Origin of the sequence: Leptospira johnsonii, assembly GCF_003112675.1 — a bacterium.
In the GTDB taxonomy this organism is placed as follows: domain Bacteria; phylum Spirochaetota; class Leptospiria; order Leptospirales; family Leptospiraceae; genus Leptospira_B; species Leptospira_B johnsonii.
In genome coordinates this window covers 735556-749656 of record NZ_BFAY01000011.1, presented here as the reverse complement: position 1 = coordinate 749656, position 14101 = coordinate 735556, and the positions used below count along the sequence as shown (strand labels likewise).

Genomic DNA, 14101 nt, shown 5'->3' with positions numbered 1-14101 from the left:
TTTCAATCTTACGCAAGAAATTCTTAATTGCAAGTCCACGGCATAAAGAATGATTTTACGACGTCTTAAAAGATCAATTTATCCTCCACTGTCCGCCGACCCCGAAAAAGACGTTTCGATCAAACTTCTTTATGGTCTGATGTATGTCACGTTTGCAGTTGCGGTCTTATATCGGATCATTCATCCGCTCATTTCTGAAAAACCTAAAAACGTTTATTATTCCTTCTATCTCATTCCGACTGCTGTAATCATTTGCCACCTTCTTGCGAAATCGGGAAGGGTAAAACTGGGCGCAAATATCATGATCTTTTTACAATGGTTGGCCCTTTGTATTGTATCTATGAGAGAAGGCGGAGTGTATGCCACATCATTCTCTCAGTTTATGATCATCATAGTGCTCGCCTCTTTGATCTTGGGAAAAGTTGGAGCGTTATTCTATACTCTATTATCCTTCTTTACAGGACTCTTAAGCATATATCTAAAATCCAAGGGATTGATACCGGCTCCGAATTATCCTGTAGGAGAATGGTCAGCATTCATAGGAAATTCCGTAGGCTTATTTATGGCTTGGATCCTAATGAAATTTGGTCTATCAGGATTATCTAAAATAAGAGAAGAATTATCCAGAGCGCAGATAGACGCCAAGTTGGGCGGGATCACCCTTAATTTGGAGACTAAGGAAGTAACCTTATCCAAAGAATACCGCATCATGTTAGGAGATAAAACCGCAAAAGGATCTACAACAATCTTGATGGATCAATTTTTGGAGAGATACGTAGAAGGAGATAATAGGGATAAAATTCTATCTGAACTTGCAGAAGGAGCAAAACATTTTAATGACCCTTCTTATTTTACAGAATTTATTTTTAGAGCAAAGGGAGATGACGGAAAGACTAGATATATTTTGGCCAAAGGTAAATATAAAGATTCCATAATGGGATATGGAACAGGCCAAGATATCACCGAGAAACATATTGCGGGAGAAGAGATTAAAGCAAGTCAGGAATTGTTCTCTAAAGTATTCAAACTGAGTCCTTACGCTACTTCTATCTCTAATTTCGAAGATGGAAAATACGTAGATATCAACGATGGTTTTACGGAATTGCTAGGGTATACAAGAGAAGAGGCGATCGGTCGAACTAGCGTGGAGTTGGGCATATGGTTGAGTTCCGCCGAAAGAAACTATTTTAAGGAAAAGATCAGAAAAGACGGATTTTTATATAACGAAGAAATAACGTTCAAAGCAAAGGACGGGCGTTTGATACAGGTAGAATTTTCTACACGATTTGCGATCATCGACGGAGAAACCCGTATGATCAATATGGTAAAAGATATTTCTTCTAAAAAAGAAGCGGCAGAATTAAGGATTCTGAATAATGAAATTTCCTCCCAGAACGAATTGATCGCAAAACAAAAAGCGGAATTAGAGTCCACGCTTGAATATCTTCAAAAGACCCAAAACCAATTGATACTTTCCGAAAAAATGGCCTCACTAGGACAATTAGTTGCCGGGATCGCACATGAGATCAATAATCCGATCGGAGTGATCCGAGCGGCAAATGAGTCCGTCAAAAATCATTTTGACCGCGTCTTAGAAAGAATGCAGGAAGCGGCTTCTGTCTTAGAAAATCTTGGCAACGAGGCCCAATTAGAATTCCAGACCTTATTAAAAAAAGGAAGAGCTTACCAAGAAATTCTTCCACCAAAGATAGTAAGAGCTAAAACAAAAATCCTAGAATCTAGGCTTAAAGAACTTGGGATATTAGAATCCAGAAATATGGCGGAAGGTTTGATAGAAGCCGGATTAGAAGAAGCGCTCGAAGAATTTCCCAAATTATTCACCGGAGAAAAAATCCAACAAGTCATCCAATATGCGTTGGATGAGATCCAAGCAAGCAGAAGTTCCAAATTGGTGGATATGTCGGTAGACAGGACTTCTAAGATCGTATATGCGCTTAAAAACTTCTCTCATTTCAGTAACGGTGGACCAAAAGCTCCTGTGGATATAAGGGAAAGTATAGATACGGTACTTACAATCTACCAAAATCAATTGAAGTCAGGTATAGAGATCATTAAAGAATACGAAGCAGGAATTCCTATTGTTCAAGGATATTCAGATGATCTATTACATGTCTGGACTAACCTGATCTATAATGCTGCACAAGCAATGGGCTTCAAAGGAATCCTAAAAATAAACGTAGGCGACAGAGAAAAAGATCAGATTTGCATTAAGATTTCGGATAACGGTCCAGGTATCCCGGATACGATCCAAGAAAGGATTTTCGAACCGTTCTTTACAACCAAGGCTCCGGGAGAAGGTTCCGGATTAGGATTGGATATTGTAAAACGTATTGTGGAAAATCACGGCGGTTCTATCGGTTTCGAAACTTCTCCCAATGGTACTGCGTTCTTAGTGATACTGCCTCAATAAGTTTTCTTTTTTAGGAATTTTTCTATCTTAGGACGGATCACGTAATGACAGTAGGGCTGCCCTGGATTCAGTCTGAAATAATTTTGGTGATAATTCTCCGCAGGGAAAAACTTCTCTAACGCAACGATCTCAGTTACTATTGGAGAAGCAAACTTAGGACCTGCCTCCGTTCTAGAAGCTTCCGCAATTTCTTTCTGCGTTTGATTTTCGTATAGGATGATACTTCTGTATTGAGGCCCCTCGTCGTTGCCTTGTCTGTTCCTGGTCGTTGGATCATGCGCTTCCCAAAAAATTTCTAAAATGTTTTTGTAGGATATCTTACTAGGATCGAATCCGACTCGTATCACTTCTGCATGTCCTGTCAGCCCGGTACAAATGGATTTATAATTCGGTGCAGGATCATGTCCTCCCGCATAGCCGGAGACAATGGACTCTACTCCATCCACCAATTGGTAGATCGCTTCGACACACCAAAAACATCCTCCACCTAAAACTGCATATTCCAGATCTTTTTGTTCCGACATTCCACCCTCCTTTCTTATTAGATTTGATTCAGGTCAGAAAGTCGGTTCTCGGAAACATTTTTCCGAATTTCTCCCGAAAAAACGTAAGCGCTAAGCCGGAACTGAGACCGGGACGGGTATGAAGTTCAAATTAATATTAAACCCCAAACCCATCAAAAGTAAATCTTGGAAAGCAAAATCTCCCCGAGAATCCATGCCAGTTTGCACCTTGATCCTGCCGGATAAGTTGTATAAAAATTACCTGAAAAACTGGAGTGGATCCAGGCCAGGAGCCAGATGTTTAAAGGATTTATTAGAATTATATGGACCGGATCTTCAGTTCCAAGAAAAACTAAATCCGGACTCCGCTTTGATGATGTATCAAAAAAAGGAAAAAGGTAAACAGAAAGACTGGAGCCGTCTGAATTTCAGGCCGGATCTAGAAGATTGGAACCTTCTCGGAAACTATTCGAGAAAACACGGAGTTTCAAAGTGTTACTTATTTACGTTTTTGTTAAGTAAGTACTTTTCGAATTCTCCTTCTTCGGAGGTTTACAAAAAGAAGAAGGTAGCCTGATCGGAAATTAATCCTAGCTACGGATCGGATGGATAGGTTGTCCTGAACTTAATTTTGAGATCTCATCTTCTACAGAAACCAATCTTTGGATCGTAGTATTTAGAAGGATCGAAAAAAACTTAGGGTTCGTTTGTCCGATCCTATAGAACATTTCCTGATCCAAGATCCCTATTTTTGCTTTTTCTGTGATCACTCTTGCGGTCGCAGCCCTAGGCACATTATTGATCAATGCGATCTCTCCGAAAAACGCTCCGGGCTCCAAATTTCGGATCACTCTTTCTTCTCCATCGTAAGACTTTCTGATCTCTAGGGCTCCTGTGAATACGAAGTACATCATCCCATTGGAAGGATCTTTTTCTTTAAAAACATCTTCTCCGGCTAGATAGGTCTTAACGGATACATTATTAATGAATTCTAAAATATTAATTCCCATCTTATGATTCCTTATTTCCTGCTGCTTCTGCTGTAGTTTCTTCTTGAGCAGTTTCGGAGTCTGTAGCTTCAGAAGTTTCTGAAACTTCTATCGCCTTTGTTGCTGCCGGTTCTTCTATACCTTTGGATCCTTCTTCCTTTTTGTGGATCTCTGTATATAGATTTTCCAATTTCATCTCTGCTCGATTCAATTTTTCGAAAGTGTTTTTGAGAAGTAAGAGCAAGAATTGAGGACTTGTTTTTTCCAGTTTTTCGAAAACACCTTTGTTCAGTACTCCCACCTTTGCAGAAGGGGAAAGAACTTGTACAGACATGGCTCTGGCTCGTCCGGAAATCAAAGCGATCTCTCCGAAAAATTCGCCAGGAAAAACTTCCTTAATGGATTTGTCTCCGGCATCCGGGCGATTCTTGCTGACCATTAAATGCCCTTGGAAAAGGAAATACATGTTTCCGTCGGATTCTTCTCCTTCTTTGAATATGAAGGAATCTTTGGGATACACCCGGGTAAAAACGCTATGAACGAAGTCCAGAATGGTCGGCATTTTATGTGAGACGGGAAAAAATCAATAGATCCAAACCGGATCTAAAATTTTTCAAAGATCGTTTTTAACGATCTGTTTTAAAATGGAGTTCGAGCAGATTTTAGTCGAATCCGTCCAGGCTAGCCATTGTTAGAAAAGAGAGCATAAAACTTATATAAACTATAATTTGGAATACAGCTGTAAAGATCAGATAAACCGATCTGAATTTTAAGTGAATCGTTTTGGTCAGAAAATTTTCCCAAGTTGCTACGAATAGGATTGGAACTGCCATGAGAAGTTCAGGAGTGCTAATCTCTGTTTTTAACAAACTTCCAAGTTTGGAGCCTAGTAAAAATAATACAAGGCTCACAACGCTGAAAAACATCGCCTTTGGACTTCCTAAACCTTCTTGGGCTTCCGAAAATTTTTCCAAGAATAGGTTCCGAAATGAAGCCAGTCCTGAATTATATAAAATTAATACAGTAATTACCAGCCAAATCAATCCTGCAATCTCAGTGTTTGTGGCGGATGCTTGGCTTCTTGTTGTAGGAGAAGAATAAGTCATCACAAAAATGAATATTGATACGGTAGAGATTATGGATAAAATGAAAAGAATTAGAACAGGATTTAAAATTTTGGACTTCAAGTGCGCCTTCCGATTTCGGAAAGGATCTAACTCTTTCTATTTTCAGGCAAGGAAAAGATTATATTGAAAAGTAAGACCGCCTATTTTGAGTAATGCGGTCTTATGTAAATAACGCTGCGAAGAAATTGTTGTACTGCGAGTATAATTTTCTCGAAACTTAGATTCAATTTCCTTTTCTTAAGATCAAAAAAGAGAGTCCTTTTCTGTCTAATAGAACCGAATGAAATGATTTATACGTATCATAATCAAGGATCGCTAGGTTCTTAGTTTGATCTGCGGCTGCATTTAAAGAAAATGGGATCCAAGGTCTAAACTGATTGGATTGGGTAAGTCCGAACTCCGATTGGTTGACTCCTGAAAGTACAGGGATCGGTTTTTCTATAAATGTAGAAAGACCGGAAGAGAATGGAAAAAGCGGAGCGGAATCCAAACCTGGAGAATAGATAATCGGCTCGATCGGAGAGACTAGTCCGTTATCCGCGAGGACTGCAATATCCAGATCCGACAAATGTCTGAGCACATCTCCTACTTTTCCACCAAGCAAATTTTCGGAAAATAAAGAACGTGCGGCGCCTAATAGAAGTAAATCGATCTCTTTACTTTTTGCGATCTCTACGATCCCTGGAACGATCCAGTCAGAAGGAAATCCTACTGTTTCAAAACTGAATTCAGAACCGGCAGCTTCTTCTCTAACCGCTTGGAAGATTTCATCTTCTTCTAATATTGGGAACCCTTCCGATTTGGATTCTACTGAAACGACGTGTAACGCAACTATGGAAAGATTCTCTTTGGATTTGGAGAATAGTGCCCTTGTTAGCCCGAAAAGTTTTGCTCCCATTTTGGGGTTAGCAAACGAAATTAGAACTTTCATTTTCGCCTCCTAGGTAATAATTTTCCCGGAACTATTTCACTGGATGAAAAAATCCCGAGATCAGAATGAGCCGGGAAGATTGGGAGGGACTCCTGTCTTCTCTCCATGCTTACGAAGTTAGCTGACGGGCTAGGAAAGAGAGATTTCCCCCGTGAGAACGGTTAGCCCCAAAAATTGGTTCCTCCGCTCCGACTTCTGTCGGATTAAGCAGACTCGAGACGAAGTGTAGCTAGAAAAACAGATTTGTCAAGTAGTTCAAACCTGTTTCTTCTTTCGAAAGAGCCAGGTAGTCGGGATCAAATACATTAAGATCAGTATTATGAATCCAGAAATACTCAACCATACATTTATAAATGCGAGAAGAGTGACAAAAGAATAAATATAAGGACCTTTTATAAAATGTTTGGAGATCACCTCGATTTCCGCAAGGTTCGCTTCCGGATTTCTGAGATATTCTTTCTTAACTCCATATCTCCAAACTAGATTAAAAGGAATGCCACCTAAAGCTATCCAACCTCCATAGATCAAAGCAGCAATTTTAGAGTTATCATTGCCAAGAAGAATGTATTCTCCTAACATTTCGGAACAGAAAGGAATGATGATTATATTCAATAAAAGTAAATTATTTAGGATAGTTAAGTTATGATCCACATACTTGACATATCTAAAAATAGTATGGTGATTGGTCCAGACAACAGTGATGATCATAAAGCTGATCAAAAAACTTAAATATGCGGGCCATGCTTCTCCCAGGGCGACTAATAGATTTTTGGCGCCGATCTGTTCCGGACTGGGGATCTTTATTTCAAGCGCCATTAGAGTTAAGGCTATAGAAAAGATTGCGTCGCTATAGGCTACAGTACGTCCTGATTCGCTCAAAACGGGAGCAGGTAGAGGAGTTTCGCTAGTTGTGATTTGTTTTTCGGGCTTAGGTTTTTTAGCTGCCATCGTTTTCCTAAAAGCCGGGTTTCCCCGGCATTAGTCGATTACTTAAGATAAGAACAGCAATAGTCGCTTAACTTTTTAACGTTCAGTTTGAATTTGGAATTTGCAGGGACCTCAAAAGATTGTCCTCCTTTAATCTCCTTCCATTCAGGATTTCCAGGCAGTTGGACTAAAAGATCTCCGTCTAAAATTTCCATAATTTCTTTTTCGTCGGTCCCGAATTCGTATTCTCCGGGCATTAGGATACCTAGTGTCTTTTTTTCTCCATTGGAGAATATTACAGTTCTACTGGTGACCTTTCCGTCAAAGTATACGTTCGCTTTTTTAATTACTGTTACGTTCTCGAATTGTTGCATTTTATAATATCAAGCTCCGAAACTAAAATTTAAAACGGAGCTTATAGCGAAACCAAATAATTTCTTATTTAGAGACCAACCAACGCATTCCTTCTTCTCTCGAAGGAGTATTGATTAAGTCTATGTTACCAGCTTTTAAGGATTTAGTATCGATAGAAAGTTCCGACAGTACTGATTGAGGGATCACGATCGCTATTTTTTTTAAAGGAGAAGCCATCGCTTTCGGGAACCAGGTTTCGTTAACCCAAGTTTGCGCTTCTGCAGAAACGATTCCCATATTAGAAGTATCTGCCATCCATCTGGATACCTGGAATTCTTTTACAATTTCGAGGCCCTTTTCCAACATTTCCCGATAACCTTCGTAACTGAAATTTTCTGTCCAGACGATCTCTACTAAATCGTATTTTTTAACGTAATATAATTTTCCGATCGCGGATTTGAACTTGAGCTCGTGGGTTTTTGGATCCAGAGCCTTCTCCGCTGCTCTTGCTTTGGAGGCGATCTTGAACATTCCCACAGTATTTCCTAGTTTGTTTGCAGTATTAGAAATTCCTAAAATTCTTTCAGCTAAGGTATCGCTGTTCTCGGAATTATTCACCGCCAAATTACTGATAGAAGAAACCGAATCGACAACTTCTCTGGTAGCCATATTATGCTCGGTTACCGCATTTCGGATCTCGTCGGAACGTTTGAAAACGAAGTCCGCTTCCTTTAAGACCGAGTTTCTGAGTTCTTGTTGGGAATTGACAGCGGATCTGACTTCTTTGATCTGAGTGGACATCCTATCTATAGTTTCTATAATTTCTTGGATCTCTTTCGTGGTGAGCTGAATTCTTTCTAAACCTTGGGACATATCTTCTTGGTTCTTCTTCACCAATTCGTTGATACTTCTCACGCTGAGTGCAGTTCTTTCTGCGAGTTTAGAAACCTCGTCAGCAACTACCGCGAAACCTCTTCCTGCGTCTCCCGCTCTTGCTGCCTCGATAGATGCATTGAGCGCTAACATGTTTATTTTTTCGCTGATGTCCGCGATATTCCCGATTGTTTTGGAAATCTCTTTGGAACTTTTGGAAAGATTGTCTATAGCCTGTCCCATGTAGGTTAAGGATTGTGAGCCCTTCTCCGCACGTTTCGAAATATCCTCAAAGGAACCTAAGGTCTCGTCAACTTGCCCTTTTGTTTTTTCGATCGCAGAAGAGAGTTTTTCCACTTCCGAAACCAAATTGCTCATGCTATTTGCATTCTCTCCTGCGATGGAAGAGATGGAAGTTGCCACTCCTGAAATTTCTTCAATGGATGCGGAAACTTCTTCTGTAGCTGCCGACTGGGATTGTATATTGGAGCCGAAATCTAAAACCACAGTTCTCATTTCCCCCGAATCGGTTGAAAGAGTTTCTGCAGTGCTTCTGATCAACCCGATCAACTCAGATTGGCCTTGGAGCATTCTATGAAAACTTTCGTAAAAATCGAAAAGTAGATCTTTTGAATTTGTTTCGATTCTCGCAGTTAGGTCCCCTTTGCTGACCTTTTTAAATGAATCTTGTATGGTTTGGAATGTCTTAGCAAGCCAGGTGCCTGAAAAAATTCCCATACAAAAGGAAAAGAAAACTCCTACTCCAGCGGAGACAGAAGCAGCGAATCCGAGTTTTTCAGCAGGAATCACTCCAAATATGGTGAATGTTCCGAGTACGGAACCTAGGACCAAAGAAGTAAAAATAGAATAAGAAATAAAGTAATAGAGCCTAAGTTTGAATAGCATCGAGATTCCTTTCTGTATAGGACGAGAGCATATTTTGGAACCTATTCTAAGTCAGTCTTAAATTGTAATTAGATCTGGATCCTACGGACCCAGAAGTTCCAGTGATTGAAAGCTCATTTATATCCCTTATGGGATGATTTTTGTTCATTTTTTCTGTCAGCCAGGCTCTCGGTCTGCTTAAAATCCAAAATTCTTGACTTTTTTGGAATCTTACGGAAACTTGAAAGGTGTTTTGGCACTCTAACTTCCAGAGTGCCAATAAGAATCAATATGGAACTATCCCAAAGACATAGGATGATCCTAAAGGCCACGGTGGACGAGTTTATCCAAGAGAACCGTCCTGTTGGCTCTAAGACCTTATTCGACAAACATGATATAGGTTTGTCACCGGCTTCTATACGCAGCGTTTTAAAGGAGCTGGAGGAGATGGGTTATCTTGCTTCTCGACATACTTCTGGCGGCAGGATCCCTACAGAGATCGGTTATCGATTCTATGTGGATTCTTTAGTGGTTCTTTATGAGTTAACCATTAAAGAAAAACAAAGGATCCAGGAAGAATACCTGAAGATGCAGTTCAAACTGGAGCAAATCCTGAAGGCGACTGCAAGCGTTCTCGCTAGTCTTTCCAATTCTGCGGGAGTGGTTTTAGGGCCGGCAAAAAGTTTGGACACTCTTAAACACGTGGAATTGATCCATGTGCATGGGGACGAGGTCCTGATGATCATGGTAATGCGCTCCGGAGCGGTGCTGAACCGGAACGTATTCTTGGATCGGAATTATAGCCAGGAAGAATTGTATCAGATCTCTAAGTATCTGAACGATAACGCAAAAGGTTATGATATGTTCGAGATCCAAGGGAAGGTGATACCTTCTCTCTTACTGAGAAAAGATGGACCATTAGATTTTTATAAAGTGTCCGGAGTTCTCGCCGCCGCTATGACGCCGGATAACTCCGAAGTTTCTTTATATATCGACGGTCTCAAGAATTTATACGGAAGATTTAAGGACGAAGAGGAAAAGCTCAACCAGGTTCTCTCCTTACTGGATGATAAAAGATTCCTTACCGGAATGTTCGGAGAATATTCCGAACACGACGGAGTTTATACCGTCATAGGAAAGGATGGGGACGGAAGAATGGGCGGAGTGAGCATCATTACTTCCGGATATAGAATGGGAGAGAAAAGGATAGGCGCTATGGGGATCATCGGTCCGCAGAGGATGGATTATCATAGAGCGCTTCCACTTGTGGATTTTACTTCGAAACTAGTTTCGGAGATGATTACGCGTATTAGTAAGTAGTAATGAACTATGCAAGGAAACGATAGAGAGATGAGTCAAGAAGAAGCGGTCGCAACGCCTACCGGAGAGAATTCGGATGATTCCCAAAAACCGGAAAGCGTAGAGGAAACTTTACGTAAGGAATTGGAAGTTGCGAAAAAGGAGATCGAATCCCTAAAAGATTCTTGGACCAGGGAAAGAGCCGAGTTTCAGAATTATAAGAGAAGATCTGCACAAGAATTTTCTAATATTAAAAGAGAAGCCGTCAAATCTTTGGTAACGGAATTTTTGAATCCGATCGATAATTTGGATCGTGTAGGTTCCGGTGTAAACGTTACGGAGGAAGTAAAACCTTTCGTAGACGGAGTGGCAATGATCTTGAAGGAATTTTATTCCGTATTGGAGAGATCTAATGTATTTAGGCAGTATCCTCAGGGAGAAGCCTTCGATCCAACTTTAATGGAAGCATTATCTTCGGAAGAAGGGGATCAGTACAAAGAAGAAACGGTGATCGAAGTCTATCAGGCAGGATTCTATATTAAGGAAAACGAAGATAAGTTCTCCTTAAGGCCTGCAAGAGTGAGGATCGGAAGACCCAAAGCTTGATGCTTTGGTCGTTAGGCGCAAAGACGCCTTGAATAGAACGAAATAAATCATAAATAGCCGCCAAGAGGAAGGACTCAGATGGCGGAAGGAGAAACTAAAATGTCAAAAGAGAAGATTATCGGGATCGACTTAGGGACCACAAACTCCTGCGTTTCCGTAATGGAAGGTGGAGATCCGGTAGTAATTCAAAACTCCGAAGGTGCTAGAACTACTCCGTCTATCGTTGCTTTTACCGCTAAGGGAGAAACTTTGGTAGGCCAGTTCGCTAAGAACCAAGCAATTACTAATGCGGTGAACACGATCCGTTCTGCAAAGAGATTTATAGGACGTAGATTCAACGAGACCGAGCAAGAGATGAAGCACGTTTCCTATAAAGTGATCCGCAGCGGAAACGACGGATTAAAATTCGAAACTGCTAACGGAGAATTTACCGCTCAGGAGATTTCCGCTCGTGTTCTTCAGAAAATGAAACAAACTGCGGAAGATTATCTTGGTCAAAAAGTGACCAAGGCAGTTATCACAGTTCCGGCTTATTTCAATGACGAACAACGTCAGGCTACTAAAGACGCAGGTAGGATCGCAGGTTTGGAAGTGGAAAGGATTATTAATGAGCCTACCGCTGCCGCGCTTGCTTACGGTTTCGATAAGAAGAAGAGTAACGCAAAGATCGCTGTCTACGACTTAGGAGGAGGAACCTTCGACGTTTCTATCCTTGAGCTGGGAGACGGAGTATTCGAAGTAAAATCCACTAATGGTGATACTCACTTGGGTGGGGACGATTTCGATATGGTCATCATGGAATGGATGATCGAGGAATTCAAAAAACAATACGGGATAGATATCTCCCAAGATAAAAATACCGTTCAACGTTTGAAAGAAGCTGCAGAGAAAGCTAAGATAGAACTTTCTGGAACCATGTCCACTCAAGTGAACCTTCCGTTCATCACTGCTGATGCAACCGGACCAAAACATTTGGACATGACTCTTACAAGAGCTAAGTTCGATCAGCTGACAAACCGTTTGGTGGAAAGAACTCGTATTCCATGCGAGAACGCGTTACGTGATGCTGGCTTAAAAGCTTCCGACATCGACGAAGTGATATTAGTGGGAGGATCCACTCGTATCCCTGCTGTTCAAGAACTTGTAAAAGGAATTTTCGGAAAAGAACCGAATCGTTCCGTGAACCCTGACGAAGTAGTTGCAATCGGTGCCGCTATCCAGGGTGGAGTTTTGGCGGGAGAAGTTTCCGACGTTCTTCTTTTGGATGTAACTCCACTTTCACTCGGTATCGAGACTTTGGGTGGTGTAATGACCAAGTTGATCGAGAGAAACACTACGATCCCAACTAAAAAATCCCAGGTGTTCTCTACCGCTGCGGACAACCAAAATGCAGTTTCTATCCATGTTCTCCAAGGAGAAAGGGACATGGCTGCCGGCAACCGTACACTCGGAAGATTTGATCTGATCGGAATTGCACCTGCACCTAGAGGTGTTCCTCAAATCGAAGTTACATTCGATATTGATGCGAACGGTATCGTGCATGTTTCTGCAAAAGATCTAGGAACAGGTAAAGAGCAAAAGATACGTATCGAATCATCTTCCGGATTAAGCGAAGACGAGATCTCTAAAATGGTAAAAGATGCAGAGGCTCATGCCGCTGCGGACAAGGCCGCTAGAGAACTTGTGGAAGCTAAGAACGAGTTAGACACTATCACTTATTCTTTGGAAAAAGCGGTTACAGATGCTGCGGACAAACTTTCGGACAGCGAAAAACAATTGGCGAATGACGAGATCAAACGTGCAAGAGAAGCGATCGAATCTGGAGATATCGGTCGTATCAATGCTGCGAAAGAGTCTATCACCAAGAGAGCTTCGGAAATAGGTTCCAAAATTTATTCCCAAGGCGCTCCAGGCCAGGAAGAAGGTCCAGGACCTAACGGTGCGGGAGCTGGAGAAGGTTCCGACAATTCCCAAGCTAAGGGAGAAAAGGTCGTGGACGCAGACTATACCGTAGTGGACGATGAGAAAAAGTAACTAAGACATGAGTGACAAAAGTTACTACGATATCCTCGGAGTTTCCAAATCCGCGACTGACGAAGAGATCAAGTCCGCGTATCGGAAGTTAGCTATCAAATATCACCCTGATAAGAATCAGGGTGATAAAGCTGCTGAAGAGAAATTTAAGGAAGCTACCGAGGCCTACGAAGTTTTAAGAGACGCTAATAAACGTCGCATGTACGACCAGTACGGCAAGGCCGGAGTGGGTGCAGGCGCTCAAGGCGGATTCGGCGGAGGAGCATACACTGACTTCTCTGATATCTTCGGTGATTTCGGAGATATTTTCGGCGACTTCTTCGGAGGCGGAAGAGGAGCAGGAGCGGCTGGCGGAGCACGCAGGTCCGGTCCTCAACGTGGCTCAGATCTTCGTTATAATTTAGAAGTTTCTCTTGAAGACGCAGCTCTAGGCAGAGAATACAAGATCGAGATCCCAAGACTAGAAACCTGTGTGGATTGCGGAGGTTCCGGCGCGAACAAGGGAAGCACACCTGCTACTTGTCCAGATTGCGGAGGCTCAGGTCAGATCCGTAGATCTCAGGGATTCTTCTCCGTGGCAACTACATGTGGTACTTGTCGTGGAAAAGGTACAATCATCTCCAACCCATGCAAGACCTGTCATGGACAAGGTCTGGTAGAAAAAAGACGCACCATCAATATTAAAATCCCTCCTGGTATCGAATCCGGTAGCAGACTAAAAGTTTCCGGAGAAGGGGAAGCAGGACCTAACGGAGGTCCTCACGGCGATCTATATGTGGTAACACATATTAAGAAACATGAATTATTCGAACGCCAAGCAAACGACTTGATCTTAAACAAAAAGATCAGCCTAACCCAGGCTATCTTAGGCGGGGATATAGAAGTCCCAACCATAGACGGCAAAAAGGTGAAGATGAAAATTCCGGAAGGAACCGAGTCAGGCCAAGTGTTCCGTTTAAAAGGTCATGGAATTCCGTATCTAGGCGGGTATGGAAAAGGGGACCAACATGTGATCGTTCGCATAGAGATCCCTAAAAAACTGACCAGACGTCAAAGAGAATTGATCGAAGAATTTGCTCGAGAGTCCGGAGAATCAGTTTCCGGTTCCAAGGGTAAGATTTTTACCAATAAGTAATATCCAC

14 protein-coding genes and 1 riboswitch are annotated in these 14101 nt (G+C 41.7%); of the genes, 6 read left to right on the top strand and 8 right to left on the bottom strand.

The window, feature by feature from the left end; all coding sequences use genetic code 11:
• Positions 1–49 precede the first annotated feature (49 nt).
• Positions 50–2431: a PAS domain-containing sensor histidine kinase gene (locus LPTSP_RS12445; protein WP_108929051.1), complete on the top strand. Its 2382-nt coding sequence runs from the start codon at positions 50–52 to the stop codon at positions 2429–2431.
• Here the strand turns inward: LPTSP_RS12445 and msrA are convergent.
• Entirely contained in the window at positions 2425–2955 is a 531-nt protein-coding gene (gene msrA / locus LPTSP_RS12440) for a peptide-methionine (S)-S-oxide reductase MsrA (protein WP_108929050.1), read from the bottom strand. The genes LPTSP_RS12445 and msrA overlap by 7 nt on opposite strands.
• A gap of 118 nt (positions 2956–3073) precedes the next feature.
• Here msrA and LPTSP_RS12435 point away from each other — a divergent pair, with 118 nt between their 5' ends.
• Entirely contained in the window at positions 3074–3511 is a 438-nt protein-coding gene (locus LPTSP_RS12435) for a DUF1564 family protein (protein WP_108929049.1), read from the top strand.
• A 13-nt stretch (positions 3512–3524) separates the two neighbouring features.
• On the opposite strand, the gene LPTSP_RS12430 is transcribed toward LPTSP_RS12435, so the two are convergent.
• The 7 genes from LPTSP_RS12430 to LPTSP_RS12400 form a co-directional block, all read right to left on the bottom strand.
• The gene (locus tag LPTSP_RS12430) at positions 3525–3944 is read right to left on the bottom strand and encodes a cyclic nucleotide-binding domain-containing protein (RefSeq protein WP_108929048.1); all 420 of its coding nucleotides are present in this window, start codon (positions 3942–3944) and stop codon (positions 3525–3527) included.
• Position 3945: 1 nt separating this feature from the next.
• Positions 3946–4485 (bottom strand): Crp/Fnr family transcriptional regulator, encoded by a 540-nt coding sequence (locus LPTSP_RS12425; protein WP_108929047.1) that lies wholly within the window; start codon positions 4483–4485, stop codon positions 3946–3948.
• 100 nt (positions 4486–4585) lie between these two features.
• Positions 4586–5110, bottom strand: a complete 525-nt coding sequence (locus LPTSP_RS12420) for a hypothetical protein (protein ID WP_108929046.1) — start codon at positions 5108–5110, stop codon at positions 4586–4588.
• Between the two features lie 163 nt (positions 5111–5273).
• Entirely contained in the window at positions 5274–5981 is a 708-nt protein-coding gene (locus LPTSP_RS12415) for a universal stress protein (RefSeq protein ID WP_108929045.1), read from the bottom strand.
• A gap of 92 nt (positions 5982–6073) precedes the next feature.
• Positions 6074–6201: riboswitch (cyclic di-AMP (ydaO/yuaA leader) on the bottom strand.
• A 35-nt stretch (positions 6202–6236) separates the two neighbouring features.
• Positions 6237–6929, bottom strand: a complete 693-nt coding sequence (locus LPTSP_RS12410; protein WP_108929044.1) for a TMEM175 family protein — start codon at positions 6927–6929, stop codon at positions 6237–6239.
• Positions 6930–6967: 38 nt separating this feature from the next.
• Positions 6968–7282 (bottom strand): pyrimidine/purine nucleoside phosphorylase, encoded by a 315-nt coding sequence (ppnP, locus tag LPTSP_RS12405; RefSeq protein ID WP_108929043.1) that lies wholly within the window; start codon positions 7280–7282, stop codon positions 6968–6970.
• 64 nt (positions 7283–7346) lie between these two features.
• Positions 7347–9041, bottom strand: coding sequence for a methyl-accepting chemotaxis protein (locus LPTSP_RS12400; RefSeq protein WP_108929042.1), 1695 nt, complete (start codon positions 9039–9041; stop codon positions 7347–7349).
• A 270-nt stretch (positions 9042–9311) separates the two neighbouring features.
• On the opposite strand from LPTSP_RS12400, the gene hrcA reads away from it, so the two are divergent.
• The 4 genes from hrcA to dnaJ all read left to right on the top strand — a co-directional run bounded on the left by hrcA (position 9312) and on the right by dnaJ (position 14094).
• Positions 9312–10340, top strand: a complete 1029-nt coding sequence (gene hrcA, locus LPTSP_RS12390; RefSeq protein WP_108929040.1) for a heat-inducible transcriptional repressor HrcA — start codon at positions 9312–9314, stop codon at positions 10338–10340.
• Positions 10341–10370: 30 nt separating this feature from the next.
• On the top strand, positions 10371–10925 hold the full coding sequence (grpE, locus tag LPTSP_RS12385; RefSeq protein WP_108929897.1) for a nucleotide exchange factor GrpE: 555 nt from the start codon (positions 10371–10373) through the stop codon (positions 10923–10925).
• A 99-nt stretch (positions 10926–11024) separates the two neighbouring features.
• Complete coding sequence (gene dnaK / locus LPTSP_RS12380) at positions 11025–12959, top strand: molecular chaperone DnaK (protein ID WP_108929896.1); 1935 nt, start codon at positions 11025–11027, stop codon at positions 12957–12959.
• 7 nt (positions 12960–12966) lie between these two features.
• Positions 12967–14094 carry a molecular chaperone DnaJ gene (gene dnaJ, locus LPTSP_RS12375; protein ID WP_108929039.1) on the top strand — a complete coding sequence of 376 codons (1128 nt, stop codon included), beginning with the start codon at positions 12967–12969 and terminating at the stop codon, positions 14092–14094.
• Positions 14095–14101: the final 7 nt, after the last annotated feature.